General features: G+C 73.0%; 22 protein-coding genes. 12 read left to right on the forward strand and 10 right to left on the reverse strand.

What is annotated here, in order from left to right; genetic code table 11:
* Positions 1-14: 14 nt before the first annotated feature.
* From CFP66_RS30125 to CFP66_RS30135, 3 genes are all read left to right on the forward strand, one after another.
* The gene (locus tag CFP66_RS30125; protein WP_094928596.1) at positions 15-2,771 is read left to right on the forward strand and encodes a DEAD/DEAH box helicase; all 2,757 of its coding nucleotides are present in this window, start codon (positions 15-17) and stop codon (positions 2,769-2,771) included.
* A complete protein-coding gene (locus tag CFP66_RS30130; RefSeq protein ID WP_094928597.1) occupies positions 2,768-3,538 on the forward strand; it encodes an SWIM zinc finger family protein in 771 nt (256 codons plus the stop codon). Before CFP66_RS30125 ends, CFP66_RS30130 begins: the two co-directional genes overlap by 4 nt.
* A 76-nt stretch (positions 3,539-3,614) precedes the next feature.
* On the forward strand, positions 3,615-4,148 hold the full coding sequence (locus CFP66_RS30135; RefSeq protein ID WP_094928598.1) for a hypothetical protein: 534 nt from the start codon (positions 3,615-3,617) through the stop codon (positions 4,146-4,148).
* Here the strand turns inward: CFP66_RS30135 and CFP66_RS30140 are convergent.
* Both CFP66_RS30140 and CFP66_RS30145 read right to left on the reverse strand, forming a co-directional pair.
* On the reverse strand, positions 4,145-5,281 hold the full coding sequence (locus tag CFP66_RS30140; RefSeq protein ID WP_198961757.1) for a heparan-alpha-glucosaminide N-acetyltransferase domain-containing protein: 1,137 nt from the start codon (positions 5,279-5,281) through the stop codon (positions 4,145-4,147). The two genes, CFP66_RS30135 and CFP66_RS30140, sit on opposite strands and share 4 nt — an antisense overlap.
* Positions 5,278-7,155: a serine/threonine-protein kinase gene (locus CFP66_RS30145; protein WP_233159828.1), complete on the reverse strand. Its 1,878-nt coding sequence runs from the start codon at positions 7,153-7,155 to the stop codon at positions 5,278-5,280. The genes CFP66_RS30140 and CFP66_RS30145 overlap by 4 nt, the downstream gene beginning before the upstream one ends.
* 179 nt (positions 7,156-7,334) lie before the next feature.
* On the opposite strand from CFP66_RS30145, the gene CFP66_RS30150 reads away from it, so the two are divergent.
* Together CFP66_RS30150 and CFP66_RS30155 are read left to right on the forward strand one after the other, a co-directional pair.
* Entirely contained in the window at positions 7,335-8,042 is a 708-nt protein-coding gene (locus tag CFP66_RS30150; RefSeq protein ID WP_094928600.1) for an SIMPL domain-containing protein, read from the forward strand.
* A 47-nt stretch (positions 8,043-8,089) separates the two neighbouring features.
* Positions 8,090-8,887 carry a DUF427 domain-containing protein gene (locus CFP66_RS30155; protein ID WP_094928601.1) on the forward strand — a complete coding sequence of 266 codons (798 nt, stop codon included), beginning with the start codon at positions 8,090-8,092 and terminating at the stop codon, positions 8,885-8,887.
* On the opposite strand, the gene CFP66_RS30160 is transcribed toward CFP66_RS30155, so the two are convergent.
* From CFP66_RS30160 to coaA, 3 genes are all read right to left on the reverse strand, one after another.
* Complete coding sequence (locus tag CFP66_RS30160; protein ID WP_094928602.1) at positions 8,884-9,168, reverse strand: helix-turn-helix domain-containing protein; 285 nt, start codon at positions 9,166-9,168, stop codon at positions 8,884-8,886. The two genes, CFP66_RS30155 and CFP66_RS30160, sit on opposite strands and share 4 nt — an antisense overlap.
* Positions 9,165-9,614 carry a MarR family winged helix-turn-helix transcriptional regulator gene (locus CFP66_RS30165; protein WP_094928603.1) on the reverse strand — a complete coding sequence of 150 codons (450 nt, stop codon included), beginning with the start codon at positions 9,612-9,614 and terminating at the stop codon, positions 9,165-9,167. The genes CFP66_RS30160 and CFP66_RS30165 overlap by 4 nt, the downstream gene beginning before the upstream one ends.
* Positions 9,615-9,681: 67 nt before the next feature.
* Complete coding sequence (coaA, locus tag CFP66_RS30170; RefSeq protein WP_094928604.1) at positions 9,682-10,683, reverse strand: type I pantothenate kinase; 1,002 nt, start codon at positions 10,681-10,683, stop codon at positions 9,682-9,684.
* A 216-nt stretch (positions 10,684-10,899) separates the two neighbouring features.
* On the opposite strand from coaA, the gene CFP66_RS30175 reads away from it, so the two are divergent.
* The 3 genes from CFP66_RS30175 (at position 10,900) to CFP66_RS30185 (ending at position 14,300) form a co-directional block, all read left to right on the forward strand.
* The gene (locus tag CFP66_RS30175) at positions 10,900-12,249 is read left to right on the forward strand and encodes a hemolysin family protein (RefSeq protein ID WP_094928605.1); all 1,350 of its coding nucleotides are present in this window, start codon (positions 10,900-10,902) and stop codon (positions 12,247-12,249) included.
* Positions 12,242-13,288 carry a hemolysin family protein gene (locus tag CFP66_RS30180; RefSeq protein ID WP_094928606.1) on the forward strand — a complete coding sequence of 349 codons (1,047 nt, stop codon included), beginning with the start codon at positions 12,242-12,244 and terminating at the stop codon, positions 13,286-13,288. The genes CFP66_RS30175 and CFP66_RS30180 overlap by 8 nt, the downstream gene beginning before the upstream one ends.
* 127 nt (positions 13,289-13,415) lie before the next feature.
* Positions 13,416-14,300, forward strand: coding sequence for a 3-methyladenine DNA glycosylase (locus CFP66_RS30185; RefSeq protein ID WP_094928607.1), 885 nt, complete (start codon positions 13,416-13,418; stop codon positions 14,298-14,300).
* A gap of 121 nt (positions 14,301-14,421) precedes the next feature.
* On the opposite strand, the gene CFP66_RS30190 is transcribed toward CFP66_RS30185, so the two are convergent.
* On the reverse strand, positions 14,422-14,808 hold the full coding sequence (locus CFP66_RS30190; RefSeq protein WP_233159830.1) for an MBL fold metallo-hydrolase: 387 nt from the start codon (positions 14,806-14,808) through the stop codon (positions 14,422-14,424).
* 80 nt (positions 14,809-14,888) lie between these two features.
* On the opposite strand from CFP66_RS30190, the gene CFP66_RS30195 reads away from it, so the two are divergent.
* Positions 14,889-17,924 (forward strand): Tn3 family transposase, encoded by a 3,036-nt coding sequence (locus CFP66_RS30195; RefSeq protein WP_010234902.1) that lies wholly within the window; start codon positions 14,889-14,891, stop codon positions 17,922-17,924.
* Between the two features lie 92 nt (positions 17,925-18,016).
* Here CFP66_RS30195 and CFP66_RS30200 read toward each other — a convergent pair whose 3' ends face one another.
* A complete protein-coding gene (locus tag CFP66_RS30200) occupies positions 18,017-18,319 on the reverse strand; it encodes a hypothetical protein (protein WP_143517423.1) in 303 nt (100 codons plus the stop codon).
* A gap of 133 nt (positions 18,320-18,452) precedes the next feature.
* Entirely contained in the window at positions 18,453-19,340 is an 888-nt protein-coding gene (locus CFP66_RS30205) for a MurR/RpiR family transcriptional regulator (protein WP_010234896.1), read from the reverse strand.
* 129 nt (positions 19,341-19,469) lie between these two features.
* Here CFP66_RS30205 and CFP66_RS30210 point away from each other — a divergent pair, with 129 nt between their 5' ends.
* Genes CFP66_RS30210 through CFP66_RS30220 form a run of 3 tightly spaced genes read left to right on the forward strand, consistent with a single transcriptional unit; the run spans position 19,470 to position 22,852 of the window.
* Complete coding sequence (locus CFP66_RS30210; RefSeq protein WP_050802454.1) at positions 19,470-20,657, forward strand: cobalamin-independent methionine synthase II family protein; 1,188 nt, start codon at positions 19,470-19,472, stop codon at positions 20,655-20,657.
* On the forward strand, positions 20,654-21,502 hold the full coding sequence (locus CFP66_RS30215) for a YmdB family metallophosphoesterase (protein ID WP_094928609.1): 849 nt from the start codon (positions 20,654-20,656) through the stop codon (positions 21,500-21,502). Before CFP66_RS30210 ends, CFP66_RS30215 begins: the two co-directional genes overlap by 4 nt.
* Before the next feature lie 24 nt (positions 21,503-21,526).
* Complete coding sequence (locus CFP66_RS30220; protein ID WP_075315380.1) at positions 21,527-22,852, forward strand: MFS transporter; 1,326 nt, start codon at positions 21,527-21,529, stop codon at positions 22,850-22,852.
* A 52-nt stretch (positions 22,853-22,904) separates the two neighbouring features.
* Here CFP66_RS30220 and CFP66_RS30225 read toward each other — a convergent pair whose 3' ends face one another.
* Both CFP66_RS30225 and CFP66_RS30230 read right to left on the reverse strand, forming a co-directional pair.
* Positions 22,905-23,717, reverse strand: coding sequence for a class I SAM-dependent methyltransferase (locus CFP66_RS30225; protein ID WP_010234885.1), 813 nt, complete (start codon positions 23,715-23,717; stop codon positions 22,905-22,907).
* Entirely contained in the window at positions 23,704-24,393 is a 690-nt protein-coding gene (locus tag CFP66_RS30230; RefSeq protein WP_010234882.1) for a trans-aconitate 2-methyltransferase, read from the reverse strand. Before CFP66_RS30230 ends, CFP66_RS30225 begins: the two co-directional genes overlap by 14 nt.
* Between the last annotated feature and the right edge of the window lie 219 nt (positions 24,394-24,612).

Genomic DNA, 24,612 nt, shown 5'->3' on the forward strand with positions numbered 1-24,612 from the left:
CGCTCGGGAGTTCGATGACTGTGACCCCACCCGCCCCGGCCCCGGCCGACACCGGTGGCCGGGACGGCGAGCCGGCCGTCTTCAGCCCCGCCGACCCACCACGTGCCGGCGGGCTGCTGCTGACCGGCGACCAGCTGCCGGGCCTCGGCACGCCGGGCACCGCCGACGTCGTCCCACCACCCGGGGACACGGCGAAGACCCTGCCGGTGCGCCGGATACCGGTGGCGCAGGTGCTGCCGGCGCTGCTCGCCTGCGGCGCCGCCACACCCGGGCCCGTGGCGTTCTGGGCCGAGGCCGCCCGGTTCGCGGTGCACCTCGTGGCCCGGGGCAGGCTGCTGCCCGGCGTCTCGCCCGCCGGCTACGACGCGTGGCGGGTCGGCCCGCTCGACGCCGGGGACGCCGACCGGCTGCACGCCCTCGCCGCCGCGATGCCGCCCTCCGCGCGCGCCGTCCCGGTGCCGGGGGTGGAACCGCCGACGCTGCCCGCGGCGGCACCGCTGCTGCGGGCCTTCCTCGACGCCGTGGCCGACGTGCTGCCGCGCTCCGCCGAGGCGCCTGACGCCGTCGGCACGCCGGTGTTCGCCGCGCCGGACCCGCATCCGGTGCCGCAGTTGCGGGACTGGGCCGACGAGGTTGCCGCGGGCGTCGACGCCGGGGTGCGGCTGTCCCTGCGGATCGAGGTGGACGCCCAGGCCACCCGGTTCCGCGCCGTCGTGCAGCTGCACGCGCTCGACGACCCGACCCGCGTGGCCGACCTCGCCGGCGTCTGGAGCGGCGCAGCGACCGGATTCGGGCCACGGGGGCGCATCGACGCGCTGCTCGCGGTGCGGCGGGCCGCACGGTTCTGGGATCCGCTGCAGCAGCTGCTGGGACAGGCCGTCCCCGACGAGTTGGAGCTCACCGACACCGACGTGGCCGACCTGCTCGGTGACGGTGCCGGCCGGCTCGCCGCGGCGGGCGTGGCCGTGCACTGGCCGCGCGACCTGCGCCCGGAGGTCTCGGCCCACGCCGTGGCCGGGCGGGGAGCGGGGCCCGCCACGTTCGATCCGGGAGGGGAACCGCTGCAGCTGGACTGGGAGCTCGCCCTGCGCGGCGACCCGCTCTCGGCGCAGGAGATGGCCGAGCTGGCCGCGAGCCACCGACCGGTCGTGCGGCTGCGCGACGAGTGGGTGCTCGTCGACCCGGGGAGCCGGGAACGGGCCCGCAACCGCACCCTCGGCCCCGTCAGCCGGATCGCGGCGCTGGGCGCGGCGCTCACCGGCCAGGTCGACGACGGCGGTACGCCGGTCCCGGTCGTCACCACCGGCTGGCTGCAGGAGCTGCAGGAACGCATCGCGGCACCGCCCGCACCGCTCGCGGCCCCGGACGGGCTGGCCGCCGTGCTGCGCGACTACCAGCTGCGCGGCCTGGGCTGGCTGGACCGGATGACCTCGCTCGGGCTCGGCGCGTGCCTGGCCGACGACATGGGACTGGGCAAGACCATCACCGTGATCGCGCTGCACCTGCGCCGCAGCGCGCTTCGTGCCGGGCCGACGCTCGTCGTGTGCCCGGCGTCGCTGCTGGGCAACTGGGAGCGGGAGATCACGCGGTTCGCGCCGGGAGTGACGGTGGACCGCTACCACGGCGCCGGCCGGGAGCTGCCGGCCCACGACGGGTTCGTCCTCACCACCTACGCGACGATGCGCCTGGACGTCGCCGCGCTCGCGGCGCACGGGTGGGGCCTGGTGGTCGCCGACGAGGCACAGCACGTGAAGAACCCGGCGTCGAGCACGGCGCTCGCACTGCGTCGCGTCCCGTCGGCCGCGCGGGTGGCGCTCACCGGCACGCCGGTGGAGAACGACCTCGTCGAGCTGTGGTCGATCCTCGACTGGACCACACCGGGTCTGCTGGGCACGCTCGGCCAGTTCCGGGCCCGGTGGGCCGACCCGATCGCCGAGGGGGGCGACCCGCGGATCGCCGAGCGGTTCGCGCGGCTGCTGGCGCCGTTCCTGTTGCGGCGGCGCAAGTCCGACCCCGGCATCGCACCCGAGCTGCCGCGCAAGACCGTGACCGATCGCGCCGTCGGGCTCACCCGGGAGCAGGCAGGCCTGTACGAGGCCACGGTCGCCGAGACGATGGCCCGCATCGCCCGCGCCGACGGCATGTCACGCCGCGGCCTGGTCCTCGCGCTGCTCACCGCGCTCAAGCAGATCTGCGACCACCCCGCGCTCTACGCGAAGGAGGCCGAGCCGGTGCTCGCCGGCCGCTCGGGGAAGCTGGAGCTGCTCGACGAGCTGCTCGACACCATCCTCGCCGAGGACGGCGCCGCGCTGGTGTTCACCCAGTACGTGGCGATGGGGCGGCTGCTCGAGTGGCACCTGCGGGCCCGCGGTACGGGCGTGGCGTTCCTGCACGGCGGCACCCCGGTGCCCGAACGGGAGGCGATGGTGGAGCGGTTCCAGCGCGGCGAGGTGCCGGTGTTCCTGCTGTCGCTGCGCGCCGCGGGCACAGGGCTGAACCTCACCCGCGCCGACCACGTCGTGCACTTCGACCGCTGGTGGAACCCCGCAGTCGAGGAGCAGGCCACCGACCGGGCCTACCGGATCGGGCAGACCCGGCCGGTGCAGGTGCACCGGCTCATCAGCGAGGGCACCGTGGAGGACCGCATCGCCAGGCTGCTGGAGTCCAAGCGCGCATTGGCCGATTCCGTGCTCTCCGGCGGCGAGGGCGCGCTCACCGAGCTCACCGACGCCGAGCTGGCCGACCTCGTCGCGTTGCGGGAGAACGCGTGAGGGCGGCGCGGGGCTTCCCCGCGTTCCCGCCGCGCCCGGGCCGACGCGGACGGTCCTGGTGGGCGCGCGCCTTCGTCGCCGCGATGGAGGACGCCGCCCTGGACGCGACGCTGCTGCGGCGGGGTCGGAGGTTCGCCGGCAGCGGCCGGATCGGGCCGATCACCGTGTCACCCGGGCGGATCGCCGCCACCGTCGACGACCCGGACGGCAGCTACGACGTCGTCGTGCACCTCGCCGAGCTGACCGGGGCGGAGTGGGAGCGGTTCGCCGACCAGGTCCGCGCCGAGGCGGGCCACCTCGCCGCCCTGCTCGACCGGGAGGTGCCGCGCTCGCTCGTGCGCTCGGCCGACGCCGCCGACGTCGCGCTGCTGCCCACGATCGGCGACCTGGAGTCCGAGTGCGACTGCCCGGACATCGGCGATCCCTGCCAGCACGCGGCGGCCCTGTGCCACCAGGCGGCGTGGCTGCTCGACGACGACCCGTTCGTGCTGCTCCTGCTGCGCGGGCGCGGCGCCGAGGAGCTGCTGGAGCTGCTGGAGACCGGGCCGAGCGCACCGGAGGCACCCGCTGTCCGGGACGTGGACCGGCCGGTGCCCGCGGCCGCGGCGCACGTGTCCGTCGCCGGTGCGCTGCCCGGCCCCCTCGACCCACCGGGTAGGGCCGCCGTCCCGGTGTTCCCCGCGGCCCCGGGCCTGCCGCCGGACGCCCTCGCCGGCCTGGTCGGGCACGCCGCCGCCCGGGCCCGGGAGCTGCTCGGGCCGGGGTGACCGGCCGAACCCGATGACGAGCCGGTCCGCCCGGGGGCATTGGTAGCCTGCCGATCTTCTCGTCACCGGAGGACACGTGCCCACCACAGGGTTGCCCGAGACCGACCTGCCGCCGCTCCTGCGCACCGACTTCACCGACGACGCGGCGTGGCGGGCACTACTGGACGAGATCGGCGACGACCGCGTCACCGCCATCGCCGATCCCGCTCACCAGGGCCTGTCCGTGCCGGAACTGGTGGCGCTGGTTCCCGGCGGCAGCGTCCATCCGGTGCTCGTCGTCGCCGACGACCGCACGTTCTCCTCCGTCGGGCGTTCGCTGTTGCTGGTCGACGTCGTCGAGGAGCCCGGCCGGACGTTCCGCGTGGCCGTGCCGGACGCGCTCCGCTCCGTCGTGGGCAACCTCGAGATCTCCAACTCGAGCTTCGACGACTACCTCGACTCCGACTCCTTCGACCACTCCGGTGTGTACCAGCTCTCCGACCGGCACTACCAGGCGCGGGCCGCGCTCCAGGGGCACCGGCCGACCGCCCCCGTGTCCGTCAGCGCTCCGATCGGCATGACCAGGCGCGGGCCCAGCGTGCCGCCCGATCACCCGCTCCCGCCGCGCTAGGGTCCCCCGACGGCTCGTCGGGCGGCCCGGCCGGCCGCCGCCAGCACCGTCTCCAACGGCCCGCGCGCACCCGCGCGCCACAGCAGGACGCCGACGAGCGTGGCGCCGAGCACGTTGCCCACCCACACCACCGTGTCGTCGGGACCGCGGCCCGGGTGCACCGTCACCGCGATCACGTGCAGCGTGTACAGCGTCAACGGGGCCGCACCGACGGCCGCGGGCACCAGCACCAGCGGGCGCGCGACGCGGGCCAGCAGCAGCATCGCGCCCAGCACGGCCAGGGCGCTGCCGACGGTGGCGGCGAGGTCGAGCGGGGTGCCCGAGTGCGGGCTGTCCACGGCGAGCCACCACCAGGAGTCGACGGGGGTGCTGCCGTGGTGCCGCCGCGTCACCTCCCCTCCCAGTGCCGCGGCGCCGCCTGCCCCGAGCAGCAGCGCCGACACGGCGTGCGCGGCGACCGCGAGCGCTGTTCCGCCCGCGAACAGCGCGGCCGCCACCCACGTCCGGCCCAGGTCGAGCCGACCGACCGCCATGCCGGCGAGCAGGTACGTCGTCCAGGTCAGCACCGGGTAGGAGCCGGTGAGCCCGAGCGTGACCAGCAGCGCGCCCGGGTCGGCCGGCGCCGACCACCCGGGCTGGTCCGGGTAGCCGTCGGGCAGGCCGGCCCGCACCCACTGGCTCACCACCGGCGTGACGGCGCACGCGAGCACCGCACCCGCGGCGAGCACCGCCACCGGCAGCCGCAACAGGGGCGTGGCCACCACGAACAGCAACCCGTAGTAGGCCAGGATCACCGCGACCGGCGGGTCGAGCGCCACCAACGTCAGGCCGAGCGCGCCGACCAGCACGCCGCGGACCAGCAGCCCGGCCGCCGCGCTCAGGTGCGCCAGTCCGCCGTCCGGCCGCCGGGTGCCTCCGGTGGAGAGCGCGACCCCGACCCCGGCGAGCACGGCGAACAGCGCCGAGGCCCGCCCGGACGCGACCTGTGCGGTGAGGGTCTCCTGCCCGTCGACGCGCAGCGCGAAGATGTGCGTGGCGAACATCCCGACGAGCGCCACCGCCCGCGCCGCGTCCACCCCGAGGATGCGGCCCCTGCGGGAGGCGGGCGCCTCCGTGGGGAGAGCTCGGGTCACCGGGCAGCGCGGGCGCCGGCTGTCACCGGCCCGTCGGGCCGCATCCCGGCCCGACGCAGCCAGTCGTCGAGCGCGCCCTGCACGGTGCGCAGCGACGGGCGGCGGCGCGGGTCGGTGTCCATCGCGGCCCGCAGCAGGGCCAGGTGCGCCGATCCCTGCGGCAGGCGCGTCAGCGGCGCGCCGACCGCCGCCGCACGCAGCCCGGACACCGCGTCGGGATGCCCACCGCGGGGCGGGTGGCCGGTGAGGGCGTAGGAGATCGTGGCACCGAGCTGCCAGGCGTCCGACGCGGGCGTGGCCCGCTCGCCGCAGGCCACCTCGGGGGCGAGGAAATCCGGGGTGCCGAGCACGAAGCCGGCCATCGTCATCGTGGAGTCGCCGGTGCGCCGGGCGATCCCGAAATCGATCAGGTGTGCGAGCCCGGCCTGGTCGACCACGACGTTGCCCGGCTTGACGTCGCGGTGCATCACGCTGCGGGCGTGCGCCGCGTCCAGCGCGCCGGCGATACCGGACCAGACGCGGGCGGCGGCGACGTCGTCGAGCATGCCGCGGGCGCGCACCAGCTCGCCGAGCGAGGCGCCCTCCACGTACTCCATCACGATGACCATGCCCTCGAGCTCGCGCAGGCCGGGATCGCTCGAGGCCGGGACCAGGTCGTGGATGCGCACGCAGTGCGGGTGGCGCACCGCGGCCAGCGCGTTCGCCTCCCGGCGGATGCGTTCCTCGGTCTCGGTGTCGGGGGCGTGCGCGGCCTTGAGCGCGACCGGGTGGCCCAGGCGGGCGTCGTGGGCGAGCCAGACCCGGCCGAATCCGCCGGAACCCAGCCTGCGGACCAGCCGGAAGCGGGCGGCACCGGGAGCGGGAGCAGCGGCGAACGGCGGGGCGGGGGCGACGAGCGTGGGACGCCGCGGCCCGGGTGGCTGCGGACGCGGGGGTAGCGGCCCGGGCTGCGGGGCGAGCGCGGGCGCGACCGCCCGGGGCTGCGGCACCACCGGCGGCTCCGGGCTGCGGGCCGCGAACCGCTCGACCATCCGGTCGGACCAGGCGCGCCGTGCCGGCGGCGGGGGTGGGGAGCCCACCCGCGGCGCGGGCACCGACGGCGCCGGCTCCCGGCGCAGCAGCGGGCGGCGGGCCGGCTCGGGACGGCGCGCCGGCGTGCGGGGTGGCGCCGGCGCCGCCAGCGAACGGCGCACGACCTCCCGCGACGGGGCACCCACCATGAAGACCGCGGCGATCCCGAGGAACGCGCCGGTGGCGACACCGACCCACAGGTGCCCGGACGAACCGGCCGGGGTGTCGGTGGTGAGCAGGGTGAGGGCCAGGGCCGGCAGCCAGAAGAACTTGGCGGGCCAGCTCGGCCCCCGACGCAGCGCCAGCCGGGCCTGCGCCGCCACGAACAGCGCCGCCACCAGCGGGAACCCGACGAGCAGCACGACGGCGAGACCGAAGCGCAGCGGGTCGGACGGGTCGAAGGCCGCGGCGACGGTGTACCCGCCGAGGTAGGCCGACTGGGAGCCCGCGGCACAGGACTGCGCGCCGAGGTCGGTGACCTGGGCGGCGGTGAGCCCGGGGACGTCGCGCCCGAGCGCAGCGGCCCGGAAGACCCGGCCGGTGGCGGTGAACGCCACCAGCGGCAGCAGCCCGGCGCTCACCAGCCCGGTCAGGGCGAGCAACACCGATTCCCCGGCCCCGTAGCGGGAACCGATCCGCTTCCGCATCAACGCCACGCCGACCGCACCGGCGGCGGGCAGCAGCCCGACCGCCACACCGAACGCCGACACCGCCCACGGCCAGCCGCCCGGGCAGACGTCCGCGGCCAGCCCGGTGCGCAGGCTCGCGACGAGGCCGGCGACGAGCGCCGTCAGCGCGTCCACGCCCTGCTCCCCCTCCCTTCGCCTCCCCGGCGCAGCGCCGGGAAGTGTCGGTTCCACTATGGCACCCCCGGGACGTCCGCACCGCGGCATGCAGGCGACGTACGGACAGCCGTGGCGTGCAACCGGATCCGGTGCGCGCCCCGTCCTGGGGACGACCGCACGCCGAACGGAGATCCACCATGCACCGCGTCACCTCCGCCGTCCTGCTCCTCGCCGCCGGCGCCCTGGCGCTGACCGGCTGCTCCAGCGCCGCCGCGGCCCCGCCGGGGGCACCCGAGGCGGCGGGCATCACCGCGCGCGGCACGGGGGTGGCCACGGCGACCCCGGACACCGCCACCGTCGTCCTGGGCGTGGAGACTCGCGACGCGAACGCCGCCGGTGCCCTCGCCGCCAACTCGGAGCGGGCGAGCGCGGTGCTCGGGGTCCTGGAAGGCGCCGGGGTCGCCCGTGCCGACATCCGCACCAGCCGGCTCGCGATCCAGCCCAGCCGCGCACCCGAGAGCGACCGGATCACCGGCTACGAGGTGACGAACCAGGTGACGGCCACGCTGCACGACGTCGCCGGCGCGGGAGCGCTCATCGACGCCGCCGCCGCGGCCGCCGGGGACGCGGTGCGCGTGCAGGACATCAGCTTCTCGGTCGCCGACGAGACCGCCGCCAAGACCGCGGCCCGCGCCGACGCCGTGCGCCAGGCGATCGCCCAGGCCGAGCAGCTGGCGCAGGCGGCCGGCGTGGACCTGGGGCCGATCCGCTCCATCGTGGAGCTGCCCGGATCCCAGCCCGTGCCCTACCGCGCGGAGGCGGCCGACGCGCGGCAGGCCGTGCCGGTCGAGCCCGGGACGCAGGAGCTGAGCGTGGCCGTCGAGGTGGTGCACGGGATTTCCTGAGGAGGCGAACGGGGGAATGCGGGCGCCGGTGCGGCGTTGCCAGTGGCATGGCTCTCACCCGCACCCACGGGCCGCTGTCCTCGCACGCCCCCGCCACGGTGAACTACCGGATCGACGGCCCGGCCCACAAGCTGCTCATGCACCCGTTCCCGCGCCGGGTGCGGGCCGAGTTCGCCGGCCGCACCGTGCTGGACACCCGCCGCGGCGTGCTCGTGCACGAGACCGCGCTGCTCCCGCAGCTCTACGTGCCGGAGGAGGACATCGACGCGTCGCTGTTCGTGCCCACCGCGCACACGACGCACTGCCCGTTCAAGGGCGATGCCACCTACCGCACGCTGCAGGTGGGCGACCGGGCTGCCGAGAACGCGCTGTGGGCCTACCCCGACCCGCTTCCCGACGCGCGCTGGCTGTCCGGCTACGCCGCGCTGTACTGGTCGGCCGCCGACGCGTGGTTCGACGAGGACGAGCAGGTCTTCGCCCACCTCACCGACCCCTATACCCGGGTGGACGTGCGCCCCACCAGCCGGCACGTGCAGGTACTCGCCGGTGACACCGTCGTGGCGCAGTCGCACGCGCCACTCGTGCTGAACGAGACGGGGCTGCCTGCGCGCTGGTACCTCGCCCCCGACGACGTGCGCGTGCCGCTGGAACCCACCGCCACCCGCACCCACTGCCCCTACAAGGGCGAGGCGCGCTACTGGAACGTGCGCCTGCCCGACGGCCGCGAGCTCACCGACGCGGTCTGGGCCTACGACGACCCGCTGCCCGAGTCGGCACGCATCGCGGGGCGGCTCAGCTTCCTGCACGACGAGCTGACGGTGCTGGTCGACGGCGAGCCCGCCTAGCCGGCAAGACCGCGAATCGGACGGCGGTCGTGGCCGGCCCCGGCCGGCACGGTGAAGGTCCTGCGGTACGAGCCGGGAGAGACTCCGACCGCGGCGTGCAGGTGCTTCCGGAGCAGGGTCGCGCTGCCGAAGCCTGCGGCGTCGGCGATCTCCTCGACGGTCAGGCCGGTGGTCTCGAGCATCCGACGCGCCGTGTCGACCCGTCGTTGGATCAGCCACTGGGCCGGCCCTCGGCTTCGACCTGCCCGACTGACGCGGTCAGTCCTCGTCGACGCGGTCAGTCCTCGTCGACGAGGAGGGCCTCGAGCGCGGGCAGCGCCTCGACGATCCGGCGGCGCTCCTCGTCGTCGAGCCGGCCCAGGCGGCGCGCCACGAGCGCGGTGCGGTGGCTGCGGACCTCGGCCAACCGGGCGGCGCCCGCCTCGGAGAGCACGATCTGCACGCCACGGGCGTCGTTCGGGTCGGGCGTGCGGATCACGAGCCCCTGCTCGTCGAGCGCGGTGAGGACGCGGCTCATCGTCGGTGCCGACACGGCCTCCCGCCGCGCCAGCTCGGAGAGCCGCAGCGGCCCGTGCTGCTCCACGGTCACCAGCGCGGACAGCTGCAGCGGCGGTACCGACTCGCGGCCGTCGATGCGGATGCGGCGGTGCAGCCTGCCGACCACGAGCCGCAGCCGGGCGGCGAGCTGGGTCTGCTCGTCGATCTCCACGGGTCCGGTGCGGGTCATCGGGACATCGTGCCAGGTGGGGTGCGGCGCGCGCGTCGGCGCTGTCTGTTCGCTGCGCAAGCTCCGCTCACACCTTCCGCAGCCGGATCCCCGTCACGTCGTGCTTGGGACCCTTGCGCAGAACGAGGCTCGCGCGCCCGCGCGTCGGAAGGATGTTGCGTTCCAGGTTGGGCCCGTTGATCTCCGCCCAGATGCTCTCCGCGCGCGCGATCGCGCCGGCCTCGTCCAGCGCGGCGTAACGGCGGAAGTACGACTCCGGGTCGCGGAACGCGGTCTCGCGCAGCCGCAGGAACCGTTCGACGTACCAGCGGCGGATGTCCTCCGTGGCGGCGTCGACGTACACCGAGAAGTCGATGAAGTCCGACACCGCGAGCGCGGGCCCGCCCTCGCGCGCCGGCTGGGCGGGCTGCAGGACGTTCAGGCCCTCGAGCAGCAGGATGTCCGGGCGGTGGATCGTGGAGCGCTCCCCGGGCACGATGTCGTAGACGAGGTGCGAGTACACGGGGGCCGACACCTCGGCGCGCCCCGCCTTCACCTCCGTGACGAACCGCAGCAGGTCGCGCCGGTCGTAGGACTCCGGGAAGCCCTTGCGGGTCATCAGCCCGCGCCGCTCCAGCTCGGCGTTCGGGTGCAGGAACCCGTCGGTCGTCACGAGCTCCACGCGCGGGTGCTGCGGCCACCGCGCCAGCAGCAGCTTCATCAGGCGCGCGGTCGTGGACTTGCCCACCGACACCGAACCCGCGATACCGATCACGAACGGCGTGCGGACCGTGGTGGCGCCGAGGAACGTGCGGTAGGCCCGGTAGAGCCGCCCGCCCTCCTGCACGTGCAGGGTCAGCAGCCGCGACAGCGGCAGGTACACCTGCCGCACCTCGTCCAGGTCCACCTCGTCGCCGAGGCTGCGGACCCGGTCGAGCTCCTCCGCCGTCAGCGGCAGCGGGGTGTTCTCGCCCAGGCGCGCCCACGCGTCCCGGTCGAAGTCGACGAACGGCGACGACGATTCCCCCGAGGACTCGCGCGACGAATCCTGCGACGAGACCAGCGGCGCACCAGTGCGAGTGCCGTTCATGACCGGTCAACCTATGTCCCGGGTCGCCTCGACCGCGCCGAGACGTGACCGGCGCGACTCCACGGAGTGCCCGTTCGGGCGCCGTTCTAGACTGTGGCCTTCCCTCGAGGAGGAGCACGTCGTGCCCACCGCATGCCCTGCCGAACCGGGCTGCAGTAGCCGGCCGGGCCCGACCCGGCTTCCCGCCCCCCGCCATGTCCCGCCCCGGGGGCACGCATGAGCGTCCTGCTCTCGGTCCTCGGCCTGCTCGCCGTGGCCGCGCTCACCCTGGGTACCGCCATCTCCGTGGCGTCGGAGTTCGCGCTCACCGCGCTGGAACGCAGCCAGGTGGACGCCCACGTCAGCGAGGTCGGCGACCGGCGCGCGCGCACCGTCCAGCGCGCCCACCGCGGTCTGTCGTTCCAGCTGTCGGGCAGCCAGCTCGGCATCACCGTCACCACGCTCGTCACCGGCTACATCGCCGAACCGGCCATCGCCACGCTGTTCCGGCCGGGCCTCGCCGCGATCGGGCTCTCCCCCGCCCTGGCCGCCGGCACGGCCACCGTGCTGTCGCTGCTGCTGGCCACGACGCTGTCGATGGTGTTCGGCGAGCTCGTGCCCAAGAACCTCGCCATCGCCGACCCGATGCGCACCGCCCGCGCCGTCGTCTGGCTGCAGAGCGGCTTCGCCCACGCCTTCCGGTGGCTCATCGACGCGCTCAACCGCTCGGCCAACACGGTGGTCCGCCGCCTCGGTGTCGAGCCCGCGGAGGAGCTGCGCTCGGCACGCTCGGCCCGTGAGCTCACCTCCCTGGTCCGCACGAGCGCCCAGCACGGCACGCTCGACGCCGGCACCGCCACGCTGCTGGACCGCTCCCTGCGGTTCACCGACCGGGTGGCCGAGGACCTGATGACCCCGCGGGTGCGGGTGGAGTCGCTCGACGCCGACGAGACCGTCGTCGACCTGGTGGCCCTCGCCCGGCGCAGCGGGTTCTCCCGCTTTCCCGTGCACGACCGCGACCCCGACGCGGTGCTGGGGGTCGTGCACGTCAAGCAGGCGTTCGGGGTGGAACCCGCGCAGCGCGCCACCGCCGTCGTCCGCGACCTCGTCCAGCAGGTGCCGACCGTGCCCGCGTCGCTGGACGGCGACGAGCTGCTCACCCGGCTGCGCAGCTCCGGGCTCCAGCTCGCCGTGGTCGTCGACGAGTACGGCGGCACCGCCGGGATCGTCACCCTCGAGGACCTCGTCGAGGAGATCGTGGGTGACGTCCGCGACGAGCACGACCGGGCCGAGCAGGCCAGGGTGCGCCCGCTCGGGCGTGGGAGCTGGCTCGTGTCGGGCCTGCTGCGGGCCGACGAGGTCGTCGACGCCACCGGCTTCGAGATCCCCGACGGCGAGTACGAGACGCTCGCAGGCCTCGTCCTCGCCCGGCTCGGGCGCATCCCCGACGTGGGCGAGGAACTGGCCGTCGACGGCTGGCAGCTCACGGTGATGCGCCGGGACCGCAACCGTGTCGCCGAGCTGCGGCTGGCCCGCCCCGGTGACGAGGAGCCGGTGACCGACCGGGAGGAGGCCGCTCGTGGGTGACCTGCTGGCCCTGCTCGCCGCGATCGCGCTGCTGGGCGCCAACGCGTTCTTCGTGGGCGCCGAGTTCGCGCTGATCTCGGCGCGCCGCGACCGGTTGGAGGCGATGGCCGCCGAGGGCGTTGCCGCCGCGGGGAAGGTGCTCGGCGCCCACGCCGACCTGTCCCGCATGCTCGCGGCGTCCCAGCTCGGCATCACGATCAGCTCGCTGCTGCTGGGCCGGCTCGGCGAGCCCGCCGTCGCCCACCTGATCGAGTACCCGCTGGGCTGGGCCGGGCTGCCCGAGGCGGCGCTGCACCCGATCGCCTTCGCGATCTCCCTCGCGATCGTCGTGGTCGCGCACATCCTGCTCGGCGAGATGGTGCCCAAGAACATCGCGATCGCCGGGCCGGAACGCACCGCGATCTGGCTGGTGCCCCCCTTCCTCGTCTTCACCACGGTCATGCGCCCGCTGATCGAGCTGTTCAACGTCATGGCCAACGGCGTGCTGCGGCTGGTCGGGGTGGAACCGCGCGACGAGCTGGAGGCGTCGTTCACCTCCGGCGAGCTCGCCGACCTCATCGCCGAGTCCGGCCGCGAGGGGCTGCTCGCCGACGACGAGTCCCGCCGCCTCACCCGCACCCTCAGCTCCGCCGAGGCCACGGTCGCCGATGTGCTCGTGCCGACGCGGGAGCTCGTCACGCTCCCCGTCGAGCCCACCGTCGGGGACGTGGCGCGCGCCGTCTCCGAGACCGGCTTCTCCCGGTTCCCGGTGCAGGCGCCCGCCGGTGGGCTGGCCGGCTACCTGCACGTCAAGGACATCCTCGATCTCGTCGACGACCCGGACGCCGCGGTGCCGGCCCCGCGGGTGCGCCGGCTGCCGGAGGTGCCCACGTCGGTGCGGCTCGACGAGGCGCTGGCGGTGTTGCGCCGCGCCCGCGCCCACCTGGGCCGGGCTGTCGGCTCCCGCGGCGAGACGGTCGGTCTGGTGGCGATGGAGGACCTCCTGGAGACCTACGTCGGCGAGGTCCGCGACGCCACCCACGCCCAGGACCGCGGCTGAACGGCACGAGCCCGCGACACGTCCGCGCCCAGGCCCCGACTCGCGGGGGGGGCGGTGCCCCAACCCCGCGAGTCGGGGCCTGGGTGTACGTGTGTCGCGCTCGAGAGCCTCGGTAGCCTGGCCTGCCGTGACCACCGAGCTCGACCGCGATCCCGTGGTGCTCGACGAGCCGACGTGGCGCGCGCGAGCCGCCGCCCATCGCGACCGCGTCGGGCGCTGGACCGACCCGCACCGCGAACGCCGCCGCCGCGGCGAGCCGCACCCCGTGCTCGACTTCCTGTTCACCTACTACTCGCTGCGGCCCGCGCGCCTCGAGCAGTGGCTGCCCGGGCCCGGCGTCGTGCTCCTGGGCGCGGAGGAACTGCTCGACGTACCCGGGCACGTCCGCCACGGCGCCGGCGTCCGCCTCGACCCCGATGCCCTGCCTGAGCGGATCTCACGCACGGCGCGGTTCGTGCATGACCTCCTCGTGGCCACGGCCGCCCGCCCGCCGCGGCTGGGCTGCTTCGGCCTGCACGAGTGGGCGATGGTGTACCGCAGCGACGCGCCCCGGCACGGCCAGGTGCCGCTGCGGCTCGGGTCCGCCGGCACCGACGCCGTGGTCGATTCGCTGCCCGTGCACTGCACGCACCACGACGCCTTCCGCTTCTTCACCGACGCCGCGCGCCCGCTGAACGCGCTGCAACCCGCCCGGTCCGAGCAGATCGCCCACGAGCAGCCGGGGTGCCTGCACGCCACCATGGACCTCTACAAGTGGGCCTACAAGCTCTCCCCCGCCACTCCTGCCGGCCTGCTGGCCGACTGCTTCGAGCTCGCCGTCGACGTCCGCGAGCTCGACATGCGCGCGAGCCCGTACGACCTCGCCGACCTCGGATACGCCCCGGTCCAGATCGAGACCCCCGCCGGACGCGCCGAGTACGCCCGCGCCCAGGCGGGGTTCGCCCGCAGGGCCGCGCCCCTGCGCTCGCGGCTCGTCGCCCTGTGCCGGCTGCTGGAGTCGGCGGACGGCTGAGCGCCGGCCCCACCCGGCGGCGGCGCCGGCGTCTGAGCCGTCGTTGATCGTCAATCTTCGATTGACGATCTGAAGGCGTCAATGTTTCATTGACACCGGAAGGGAGCGGCGAACCCTCTGTTCACGCGCCCAGGTCCAGCCATTCCCCGACCGCCAGGACGTGCGCGCGCTGTCCGGCATGCCTCCGGAACTCATCCGCCGGGTCGGCGACCTCGACATAGCCCGCGATCTTGTCCGGCTGCTCCGCCTCGTAGTGCATCGGCACGGCGTAGCGGGCATCGAGGATCTCCGCGACGGCCGCGGCCTGCCTCGGGTCCATCGCGGCGGGCAGCGGGCTCGGCGGCTGCAGGTGCGGTGCGTCGACCACCGCGCCGTTGGCAGGCAGGAGCACCGCGTCGAAAGGGCTGAACCGTCGCGCGATGAGCCACCAGTAGCCGTGGAACATCGTGTCGCCACCGTGGAAGACGCGCTGCCCGTCGACCTGGGGTGTCGTTAAGGACGGTGTCACCAGGGGCGAAGTAGCCCGGTGATGATCACACGCTATCGTGCGTTCTTGCTGGTCGGGGCCGGTTTTGGGTGGAGGCGTGTGTGGCCCGGGTCCTGGAGCTCGACGAGCTGGTCGAGCACTTCACGTTGCTGCCCGACGAGGTGGCGTTGCTGCGCAACAAGTTCGGCGCGACCCGGCTGGGGTTCGCGCTGTTGTTGAAGTTCTTCGTGCGCGCGGGCCGGTTCCCGTCGGGCCGCTCGGAGCTGGGCGATCAGGTGGTGGAGTTCGTCGCCGGCCAGGTTGGGGTCCCGGCCTCGGAGCTGGGGTTCTACGACTGGTCAGGCCGCACGATCAAGGCACATCGTGCCGAGGTGCGCCGGGTGCTGGGGTTCCGGGAATGCTCGGTGGATGACGCCGAGAAGCTCACCGACTGGTTGACCGAGCAGGTCGCGTCGGCCGAGCGGCGCCCGGAACTGGTGCGTGAGGCGTTGATCGGGCGCTGCCGGGACGAGCGGGTCGAGCCGCCGGCGCCGGCGCGGGTCGGGCGGATCGTCGCCGCGGCGTTGTACCGGGCGGAGGAGGGACTGTTCGACCGCGTCGCGAGCCGGCTGTCCGCGGTGGAGACCGCCCGGGTGCGCAGGCTGGCAGCGGTGGCCGAGTTGGACGACACCGACACCGACACCGACACCGACCCCGGCCTCGACACCGCCGCCGAGCTGGGTACGCAGCCGGGCGCACACGAGCCGGACGGCGGCGACACCGCGGGTCTGGTGGGTTCGGAGCTGCTCGGGCTGATCCGCAGCGAGCCGGGCGCAGTGAGCTTGGAGAGCATGCTCACCGAGATCGACAAGCTGACCGCGATCCGCCAGGTCGGGCTCCCGGAGGGACTGTTCGACGACGTCGCCCCGAAGATCCTGGCCGGATGGCGCGCCCAGGCGATGATGGAGTCCCCGTCGCATCTGCGCGCGCACCGCCCTGAGAAGACGGTGACGCTGCTGGCCGCGCTGTTGCACACCCGCCACCGGGAAGTCACCGACGCACTGGTGGACCTACTGATCGCCACGGTGCACCGCATCGGGGCGCGAGCCGAGCGGAAAGTGACCGAGGAGCTGGTGAACGCGTTCAAGCGGGTCACCGGCAAGGAGAACATCTTGTTCTCGATCGCCGACGCGGCCCTGGCACACCCCGACGAGGCGGTCCGTGAGGTCGTGTTCCCGGCGGTGTCGGGTGGGGAGCAGACGCTGCGCGAGCTGGTCCACGAGTACAAGACCAAGGGGCCGGTGTATCAGCGCACGGTTCGGACGACGTTGCGCGCCTCGTACACCAACCACTACCGGCGCGGCCTGATCCGGCTGCTCGACGTGTTGGAGTTCCGCTCGTCGAACACCCACCGCCCGGTGCTGGACGCACTGGAGCTGATCGGGCGTCATGCGGTGTCGGGGAACCGCTCCTACTACCCGACCGACGAGACTGTCCCACTGCACGCGGGGCTGGGCGGGGACTGGGAGCCGCTGGTGTGGCGCGCCGACACCCGCGGACGGCGCCGGGCTGTGCGCATGGCGTATGAGATCGCCACCTTCCAGGTGCTGCGCGAGCGGCTTCGATGCAAGGACATCTGGGTCGCCGGCGCCGCGCGGTGGCGCAATCCCGACGCCGACCTCCCTGCCGACTTCGACCTCCACCGGGTCGAGCACTACCGGGAACTGCGCAAGCCCCTGGACCCGACCGCGTTCATCGACGAGGTCCGCGACGAGCTGACCGACGAGCTCGATGGTCTTGACGAGGCGTTGCCTGGCCTGGGCTGGCTGGAGGTGGCCGAGCGGGCGTCCGGAGCGATCCGGCTGACCCCGCTCGACGCGGTCCCGGAGCCGACCGGGTTGCGCAGGCTCAAGGCCGAGGTGGCGCGGCGGTGGGGCGCCGTGCCGCTGGTGGACATGCTCAAGGAAACCGTCCTGCGCACCGGCTGCCTCACCTCGGTCACCGGCCGCACCGGCCGCACCGGGATCTCGCCGGAGGTGCTGGCCGAGCGGCTGGTCCTGGCCATCTACGGGTACGGCACGAACACCGGGCTACGCGCCGTTGCCGCCGGGCGACACCCGCACAGCGAGGAGGATCTACGCTACGTGCGCCGCCGCTATCTCAACCTCGACGCTGCGCGGGAGATCGCGGTCGCGATCGCTGATGCGACCTTCCGCGCCCGCCGCGAGGCGATCTGGGGTGGCGGGTCGACCACCGTGGCCTCAGATTCCACCCACGTCGCGGCGCTGGACCAAAATCTGCTCACTCAGTGGCACTCCCGCTACGGCGGCCGCGGGGTGTTGATCTACTGGCACGTCGAGCGGGACTCGATGGCCGTGCACTCCCAGCTGATCTCCTGCACCGCCAGCGAGGTCGCCGCGATGGTCGAGGGCGCTGTCCGACACGGCACCACCATGCAGGTCGAGGGCAACTACGTGGACTCCCACGGCCAGTCCGAGATCGGGTTCGGCGTGACGCGCCTGCTGGGGTTCGAGCTGCTGCCGCGCATCAAGCAGATCAACCGGGTCCGCCTCTATCGGGCCGGGCCGGGCCAGACCGAGCGGCACCCGCGGCTGGCGCCGGCGATGACCCGCCCGATCCGCTGGGACCTCGTCGCCCAGCAGTACGACCAGATGATCAAGTACGCGACCGCGATCCGCACCGGGACAGCGTCGACGGAGGCGATCCTGCGCCGGTTCACCCGGGCGGCATCGCACCCGACCTACCAGGCGATGCTGGAGCTCGGACGCGCCCAGAAGACCATCTTCGTCGCCCGCTACCTGCGCTCGCGGGAGCTGCAGCGCGAGATCAACGCCGGGCTCAACGTGGTCGAGTCGTGGAACCGAGCGAACTCGGTGATCGCCTACGGTAAGGGCGGCGGCCTGGCCACCAACCGGCGCGACGAGCAGGAGATGATCGTGGCTTGCCTGCGGATCCTGCAGGCCGCACTGGTCTACGTGAACACCCTGATGCTGCAGGACGTCCTCGACGACCCCGACTGGGCCAACACGCTGTCGCCGGCCGACCGGCGCGGCCTGTCCCCGCTGTTCTGGACCCACGTGCTGCCCTACGGCCAGGTCCACCTCGACATGACCGCGCGGCTGCGGCTGCGTACCTGATGACGGCCGCTCACCTCACGCAAGCCGCACTTGGCAGCGCTGGTCACACCAAGACATCCCGCTACCTTCGTGCCAAGGCTGCCTGATTCCGCTCAGTGTTGAGACACGACTCGCAGTCCGCTTCCGTCATCGAGTAGACCGGCGGAGGTGCTGTAGCCGGCTGTGGTCAGCAGGTGGCGGTAGTGCTGTTCCTCCGCAGCCAGGTCGAGCCCGGGCCCGTCGGAGCAGGCCACGAGAAGCTCCCCGTCAGGGCCGGGCTCGACGACGAAGCCGCCGTGATTCTCGCCGAATTCGGCGCATCCGGCCGCGCGGAGTAGCGCCCGCACCTGCTCGGCCTGTCGGTCCTGCTCGGTTTCTAGCGGCCGCCGACCGCCTCCGCCGTCCTGACTGTTCATGAGCTCGACCATAGGTGACCCGTCCTGACTAGGGGCCTGAATCCGGGAGGAGGGCGGTGGGGTTGTCGGCTGGTCTCTGGAGCCAGGATTACCGGAACTGTCGTCGACACCGTCTGGGCGGCTGATGGTTGGGTTAGACGCGGTGGGCAGCGACGGCGTCGGTGTAGAGCTGTTCGGCCTGCGCGGCCGCGGTGGGGTCGAGGTCGGTGACGAGCGCGACCAGGACGTCGATGACGGCGAGGTGGACCAGGCGGCTGGCGGTGGCCTCGAGGCCGTGGAGCTCGGTGGCGCCGGCGACGATCGCGTGGTTGCAGAGTTCGGTGAACGGCGAGCGGTGGTAGCTGGTGAGCCCGATCGTGCTGGCGCCGGCGTCCCCCGCCGCTCGGAGCGCGGTGAGGGTCTCCTGGGTCTGTCCGGTGTGGCTGATGGCCAGGCAGCAGCCGTCGGTGCCGAGCATGCGGGCCGCCAGGTGCTGCTGGTGCGGGTCGGTCAGCACTTCGGCGTGCACGCCGAGGGTGCGCAGGCGGTGTCCGGCGTCCATGGCGATCGGCGCGGAGGAGCCGACCCCCGCGACGAGCACGCGGGTGGCGCGCCGTAGTTCCTGCGCGACTTGGAGAAGGGTGTGGTGTTCGAGGGTGGCGGGGAGCTGCTCGAGCCCGGTGACCGCTGACCGGAGAACCGTCTCGATGGTGTTCGCTGGGGCTCCACCGGGTTGCTGGCTCGCGGTCGCGTGCGGTGCGGCTTCGGCGGCGAGGCGGAGCTTGAGGTCGTGGAAGCCCTTGAGGTCGATGTCCTGGCAGAAGCGCACGACGCTGCCGACCGAGGTGCCGGTGCGGTCGGCCAGGTCGGTGACGGTCAGGCCCACGACCTCGGCGGGAGCTGCGAGGACGGCGTCACCGATGCGGGCGGCGGTGGGTGAGAGGCTGGGCCGTAGTGACCGGATCCGGGTGGTGATCGGCCCGACCAGCTTGGGTTCGGGGCGGTGATCGAGCGCGGCTCGGGTCGTCACGGGGCGGGCCATGCCACCACCTTAAGCCAGCTAGAACCCTACATTTCGCAAGTTCCATGTGTTGTGGACGGAAGTTCCATCCATCGTTCAGGTTCCATACGATCTACGTTTCCGGCGCGGGCCTAGCTTCTGGTACTTGTGATGACGAGCAGCGCAGAAGGCGTTCTGACCACCCATACGGGCAGCCTGCCGCGCCCGAGCGAGCTGGCCGAGTTGATGGTCGCGCGCGAGACCGGCACCGCGAACGAAGAGTCGTTGGCTCGGCTTCCGGGGCTGATCCGGGACGCGACCCAGCAGGTCGTGGCGCGCCAGGGCGAGATCGGGATCGATGTCGGCAGTGACGGCGAGCAGGGCAAGATCGGATACGCGACATATGTGAAGGAGCGGATGTCGGGCTTCGACGGCGAAGCCGGAGCGCTCTCGCTGGCCGACCTCGACGACTACCCCGAGATCACCGCGCAGGCTCTCGACGGGCTGGTGACCGCGACACCGTCGTGCACCGGGCCTGTGCGCTACACCGGCGGCGAGGACCTGGCCCAGGAGCTCAAGGAGCTCCGTGCGGCGGTGGACTCGGCCGGCGACGGTGCGCCGTCGGAGGTGGTGGTGACCGCGGCGTCGCCGGGGGTGATCGCGATCTATCTCGCCGATCAGCACTACGGCTCGCACGAGGCCTATCTCGGGGCGCTGGCCGAGGCGATGCGCACCGAGTACGAGGCCATCGTCGCCGCGGGGTTCGTGCTGCAGATCGACTGCCCGGACTTGGCGATGGGCCGCCACGCCCAGTACGCCGACGCCACCGTGGCCGAGTTCCGCCGCGCTATCGCCGGGCACATCGAGGCCCTCAACGCCGCCACCGCCGGCATCGATCCGGACCGGATGCGAATGCACCTGTGCTGGGGCAACTACGAGTCCCCGCACCACCGCGACGTCGACCTGGGCGACATCGTCGACATTGTCATGACCGGGCGGCCCCGCGGGGTGCTGATGGAGGCGGCGAACCCTCGCCACGCCCACGAGTGGCAGGTGTTCGAGGACTACTCGCTGCCCGCGGACAAGATCCTCGTCCCGGGAGTGATCGACACCTGCAGCAACTACATCGAGCACCCGCAGCTGGTCGCCGAGCGCATCGTCCGCTACGCCCGCAGCGTCGGGATCGAGCGCGTCATCGCCGGCACCGACTGCGGTTTCTCCACCTTCGCCTCGTTCCTGCCCGTGCACCCTCGGATCGCCTGGGCCAAGCTCGCCTCCCTGGTCGAAGGAGCCCGCCTGGCCACCGAGCAGCTGCGCTCCCCTCGCCGACCGGCGCATGCTGTGGAGCTCAGCGCATGAGCACCACCGAGGCCCGGCCGGAGCCGGGTACCGGGGCGATGCGGGTGCTGTGCGTCGGCGACGTCGTCGGCGAGGAGGCCGCGGGCTGGCTCGCAGGCCGGATCCCGCAGCTGCGTGACGAGCACGGCCTGGACTGGGTCGTGGTCAACGCCGAGAACTGCGCGGTCACCGGCCCGAACCCGATGGACGGGTTCGGCATGACCGTCGAAGTCATCGACCAGCTCCTCGATGCCGGCGTGGACGCGATCACCGGTGGCAACCACTCCTGGGACGGCCCGGACGTCGACAAGATCCTCTCCTACCCGCAGGTCGTGCGACCGCTCAACCTCGACGAGGACCGCGGCCAGGGCCTGCTCACCCTGCGCCGCGGTCAGACGACGCTGACCGTGATGAACCTGCTCTCCCCCACGGCGGAGCTGCCCGGCATGGCTGCGCCGATGCCGAGACCGCTGTGGCCGTCCTGGTGCCAGATCACCGCCGACCACGACCTGCCCGGTGCGGTGGTGATCGACCTGCACGGCGAGTCCCCGTGGGAGAAGGCGTCCTTCGCCGCCGCCATCGATGGACAGGTCGCCGGCGTGGTCGGCACCCACACCCACGATCCGACCCTGCGCGGGCACCTGCTGCCCGGTGGAACCGGGTACGTCGCCGAGCTGGGAATGACCGGCCGGCTCGGACACACCGGCGGCGGTTTCGACCCGATGCACTTCGTCGCGAAGCTACGCGGCGAGGACCACACCGCCCTGCCCGCCTACACCCTCGCCCAAGGCCCACTCGCCCTCGGAGCGGTCGTCCTCGACATCGACGCCACCGGAGCGAGCACCGCGGTCACCCGCATCAGCTGACACGGGCACCCACCAGGAGGACCAATGACCGGCACCCCCGCCGCAGCCTCGCCCGACCAAGGAGCAACGCGGCGGCGGGTGCTGATCTCCTCCACCATCGGCTCGACGATCGAGTGGTACGACTTCTACCTCTACTCCACCGCGGCCGCGCTCGTACTCGGGCCGCTGTTCCTGCCCGCGAGTTCCCCGACCTCGTCGACGCTGGCCGCGTTCGGCACCTACGCCGCCGGGTTCGTCGCCCGCCCGATCGGCGGACTCGTCGCCGGGCACTTCGGCGACCGGATCGGCCGCAAGACCCTGCTCGTGGCCACCGTCGTGCTCATGGGGGCAGCAACGGTCGGGATCGGGCTGCTGCCCACCTACGCCCAGATCGGGATCTGGGCACCGATCCTGCTGATCACGCTGCGGATCCTGCAAGGCCTCGCGGTCGGCGGTGAGTGGGGCGGCGCGGTCCTGCTCGCCGTGGAACACGCCCCACCCGGGCGGCAGGCGTTTTTCGGTAGCTGGCCACAGATGGGCTTCCCCGCCGGCCTGTTCCTCGGCACCGTGGCGTTCAGCGCCGCTGCGACCCTGCCCGATGAGCAGTTCTATGCCTGGGGCTGGCGGCTACCGTTCCTCGTCTCGGTGCTGCTGGTCGGCCTCGGCCTGTTCATCCGGCTCCGCCTCGACGACGGGCCGGCCTTCGCCCATGCCCGGTCCCGTGGGCAGCTCCTCGAAAATCCTCTGCTGGCTGCGCTGCGGCGCTACCCCCGGCGGATCGTCGCGGGCAGCGCCGCAGCGCTCGGGCACGGCACGATCGTCACCCTGTTCACGGTCTGGCTGCTCAGCGTCGCGTCCGGCCCTACCGGGGAGCACCGCAGCACCGCGTTGCTCGCCCTGATGATCGCCGCCGCCGGACAGTGCCTGAGCACCCCGGCGTTCGGGACGCTGTGTGACCGCATCGGCTATCGCTCGGTCATGCTCGCCGGTCTCGCCGCAGCCGCGATCGCGCTGATACCCGGCCTGCTGTGGGTACCCGGCGGCAGCCTGGCCGCCGCCGTGGTGACCTTCCTGCTGGCCATGACCGTCGGACACGGCGCCGTCTATGCCGGGATCGCCGGGCTGCTGGCCACCAGTTTCCCCACCGAGGTCCGGTTCTCCGCGGTCTCGACCACCTACCAGCTCGGCAGCACCGTCTCCAGCTTCGTTCCGCTGGTCGCTGCCGCGCTGGCCACGACCACCGGTGGCTTCGGCGTCATCGCCGCGATCGCGCTGTTCGTCGCGGCCGCGGCGGCCGCCGCGATCGTGGTCCTCGCCCGATCGGTACACAGCACGCAACCGGCGCCGACCGGAGCCGACATGGACACGTGACCGCGCGGGTTCCTATGACGTCCCGCGACCGGATCGCGGCGGCCCCGGCGATCTATCCGGCGACGATGCCTCGGCAGTAGATGACGCCCAGCTCGACGTGGTCGATGTTCTGCTCCCGGATCCAGGCCATGTTCTGCTCCTGCACCCGTTCCGCCGCCGAGGGCTCCAGCTCCATGATCAGGCGCCGGATCCCGGTACCGGTCGCGATCCGCCACCAGTCCTGCGGCGTCTGCAGGGGCAGCGCACTGACCTCGTGCACGACCTCGACCTGCTCGAGGCCAGCGGCTTCGAGATGTGCGCGCATCACCTCGGCGTCCTCGGTGCGATGCCACGGCACGTCGACGTCGAGCCCCGGGTGCTCGGCGAGAGCGGCCTCGATGAACTGCCCGTAGAGCGGGGAGAAGAACTTCGGGCCGAGCGAGGTCACCGCGACCTGCCCGCCCGGACGTACTGCGTCGCGCATCGCCGCGATGCTCGCCCGGACATCGCTGGCGAAGAAGATCCCGAACACGCACGTCGCCGCGTCGAACCGATCGGCGCCGACGTCGAGAGCGTCCATGCTGCCCACCACGAACTCGGCCTGCGATGCACCGGTCTCGGCTGCATGCCCACGCGCCAGCGCGATCATCTCTTCGGCGATGTCGACCCCGAGCACCGTGCCCTGCGCGCCCACTTGCTGCGCGGCGGCCAGCGCAGCGGGGCCAGGCCCACACGCGACGTCCAGAACCGACTGGCCTGCGCTCAGCCCCAAGCGCTGCACCGTCTCAGTGGCCGCGTAGCTCCAGAAGTCCACCGAAGTCGTGTCGTAGTCCACGGCCGCGGTGTTGTAGGTCATCCGCGGGTTGTAGATCTCAAGACTGGTCATCAGAACTCCTCACAACGTCCCACACCACGAAACCGAAGCCGTCCTCGGCGCCGATCTTGGTTCCCGCCCCCTCGAAGCCGAGCGGCCTGATGCGCTCGATCAGCTCCTCGGGCTCCCAGTACTTCTTCACCACGTCGTACTGGCGGCCATCTCTGAGGCGACGCCGCGTCAACGGGATTGATTCGCGTTCGTGAATATGTTCCTCGATGCGCTGCTCCTCGGGGGCGACATCGATGATGATCACATGGCCACGCGGCGCTAAAGCGCCGTCGACAGCACTCCAGAATCGATCGAATCGATCCTCGGGGACGTGTGCGAGCCAGTGCGCGAAGAAGACCGCGTCCCACTCTGTCGGCGGATTCCAGTTGAACAGGTCTGCGTGCACGGTGTTGACGTTGCTCAGGCCGCGATGGGCGATCTGCTCCAGCATCGGCTTCGACCCGTCGAGGGCCGTCACCGTGCTCGCACGGCTGGCCAGCTGCGCTGTCCAGTAGCCTGTCCCGCAAGCCATGTCGAGCACGTGACCATCGAGTGGTAGCTCCGACAGGAGCTTGCTGATCTCCCCTTCGACGGGGCGCATGTAGCGAGTGATCCACCGCTGCCAATCCGCTGCCCGCCCGTCGTAATACTCTTGCTGCCGCAATAAAAGATCGGTGGTGTCCAATACGTCTCCCATCGTGCTGAGTGGATCGGAGAACAGGCCCCAGTGATCGACCGGCTGACGCGGTCGGCGCCTCGAAGTTATAGACTGTCCACCTAGAATTTGCCCTCAGTCAACCTAGTCGCCCGTTTCGGGCAACGACCGCAGTAGTCGATCTTTCTTCTCTCTTATTGCTTCGCTCGAATGGACCTTGCGCCCGCGGGCTGGAGATCGTTTCCGGCTACAGAGAGTGCG

Source organism: Pseudonocardia sp. MH-G8 (assembly GCF_002262885.1).
Classification (GTDB): domain Bacteria; phylum Actinomycetota; class Actinomycetes; order Mycobacteriales; family Pseudonocardiaceae; genus Pseudonocardia.

Excerpts from the sequence above, each read along its gene's own strand:
- CFP66_RS30125 (WP_094928596.1), top strand. The coding sequence starts at position 15 with ATGACTGTGACCCCACCCGCCCCGGCCCCGGCCGACACCGGTGGCCGG.
- CFP66_RS30150 (WP_094928600.1), top strand. The coding sequence starts at position 7,335 with ATGCACCGCGTCACCTCCGCCGTCCTGCTCCTCGCCGCCGGCGCCCTG.
- CFP66_RS30155 (WP_094928601.1), top strand. The coding sequence starts at position 8,090 with ATGGCTCTCACCCGCACCCACGGGCCGCTGTCCTCGCACGCCCCCGCC.
- CFP66_RS30165 (WP_094928603.1), bottom strand. The coding sequence starts at position 9,614 with ATGACCCGCACCGGACCCGTGGAGATCGACGAGCAGACCCAGCTCGCC.
- coaA (WP_094928604.1), bottom strand. The coding sequence starts at position 10,683 with ATGAACGGCACTCGCACTGGTGCGCCGCTGGTCTCGTCGCAGGATTCG.
- CFP66_RS30175 (WP_094928605.1), top strand. The coding sequence starts at position 10,900 with ATGAGCGTCCTGCTCTCGGTCCTCGGCCTGCTCGCCGTGGCCGCGCTC.
- CFP66_RS30200 (WP_143517423.1), bottom strand. The coding sequence starts at position 18,319 with ATGAACAGTCAGGACGGCGGAGGCGGTCGGCGGCCGCTAGAAACCGAG.
- CFP66_RS30205 (WP_010234896.1), bottom strand. The coding sequence starts at position 19,340 with ATGGCCCGCCCCGTGACGACCCGAGCCGCGCTCGATCACCGCCCCGAA.
- CFP66_RS30210 (WP_050802454.1), top strand. The coding sequence starts at position 19,470 with ATGACGAGCAGCGCAGAAGGCGTTCTGACCACCCATACGGGCAGCCTG.
- CFP66_RS30215 (WP_094928609.1), top strand. The coding sequence starts at position 20,654 with ATGAGCACCACCGAGGCCCGGCCGGAGCCGGGTACCGGGGCGATGCGG.
- CFP66_RS30220 (WP_075315380.1), top strand. The coding sequence starts at position 21,527 with ATGACCGGCACCCCCGCCGCAGCCTCGCCCGACCAAGGAGCAACGCGG.
- CFP66_RS30225 (WP_010234885.1), bottom strand. The coding sequence starts at position 23,717 with ATGACCAGTCTTGAGATCTACAACCCGCGGATGACCTACAACACCGCG.
- CFP66_RS30230 (WP_010234882.1), bottom strand. The coding sequence starts at position 24,393 with ATGGGAGACGTATTGGACACCACCGATCTTTTATTGCGGCAGCAAGAG.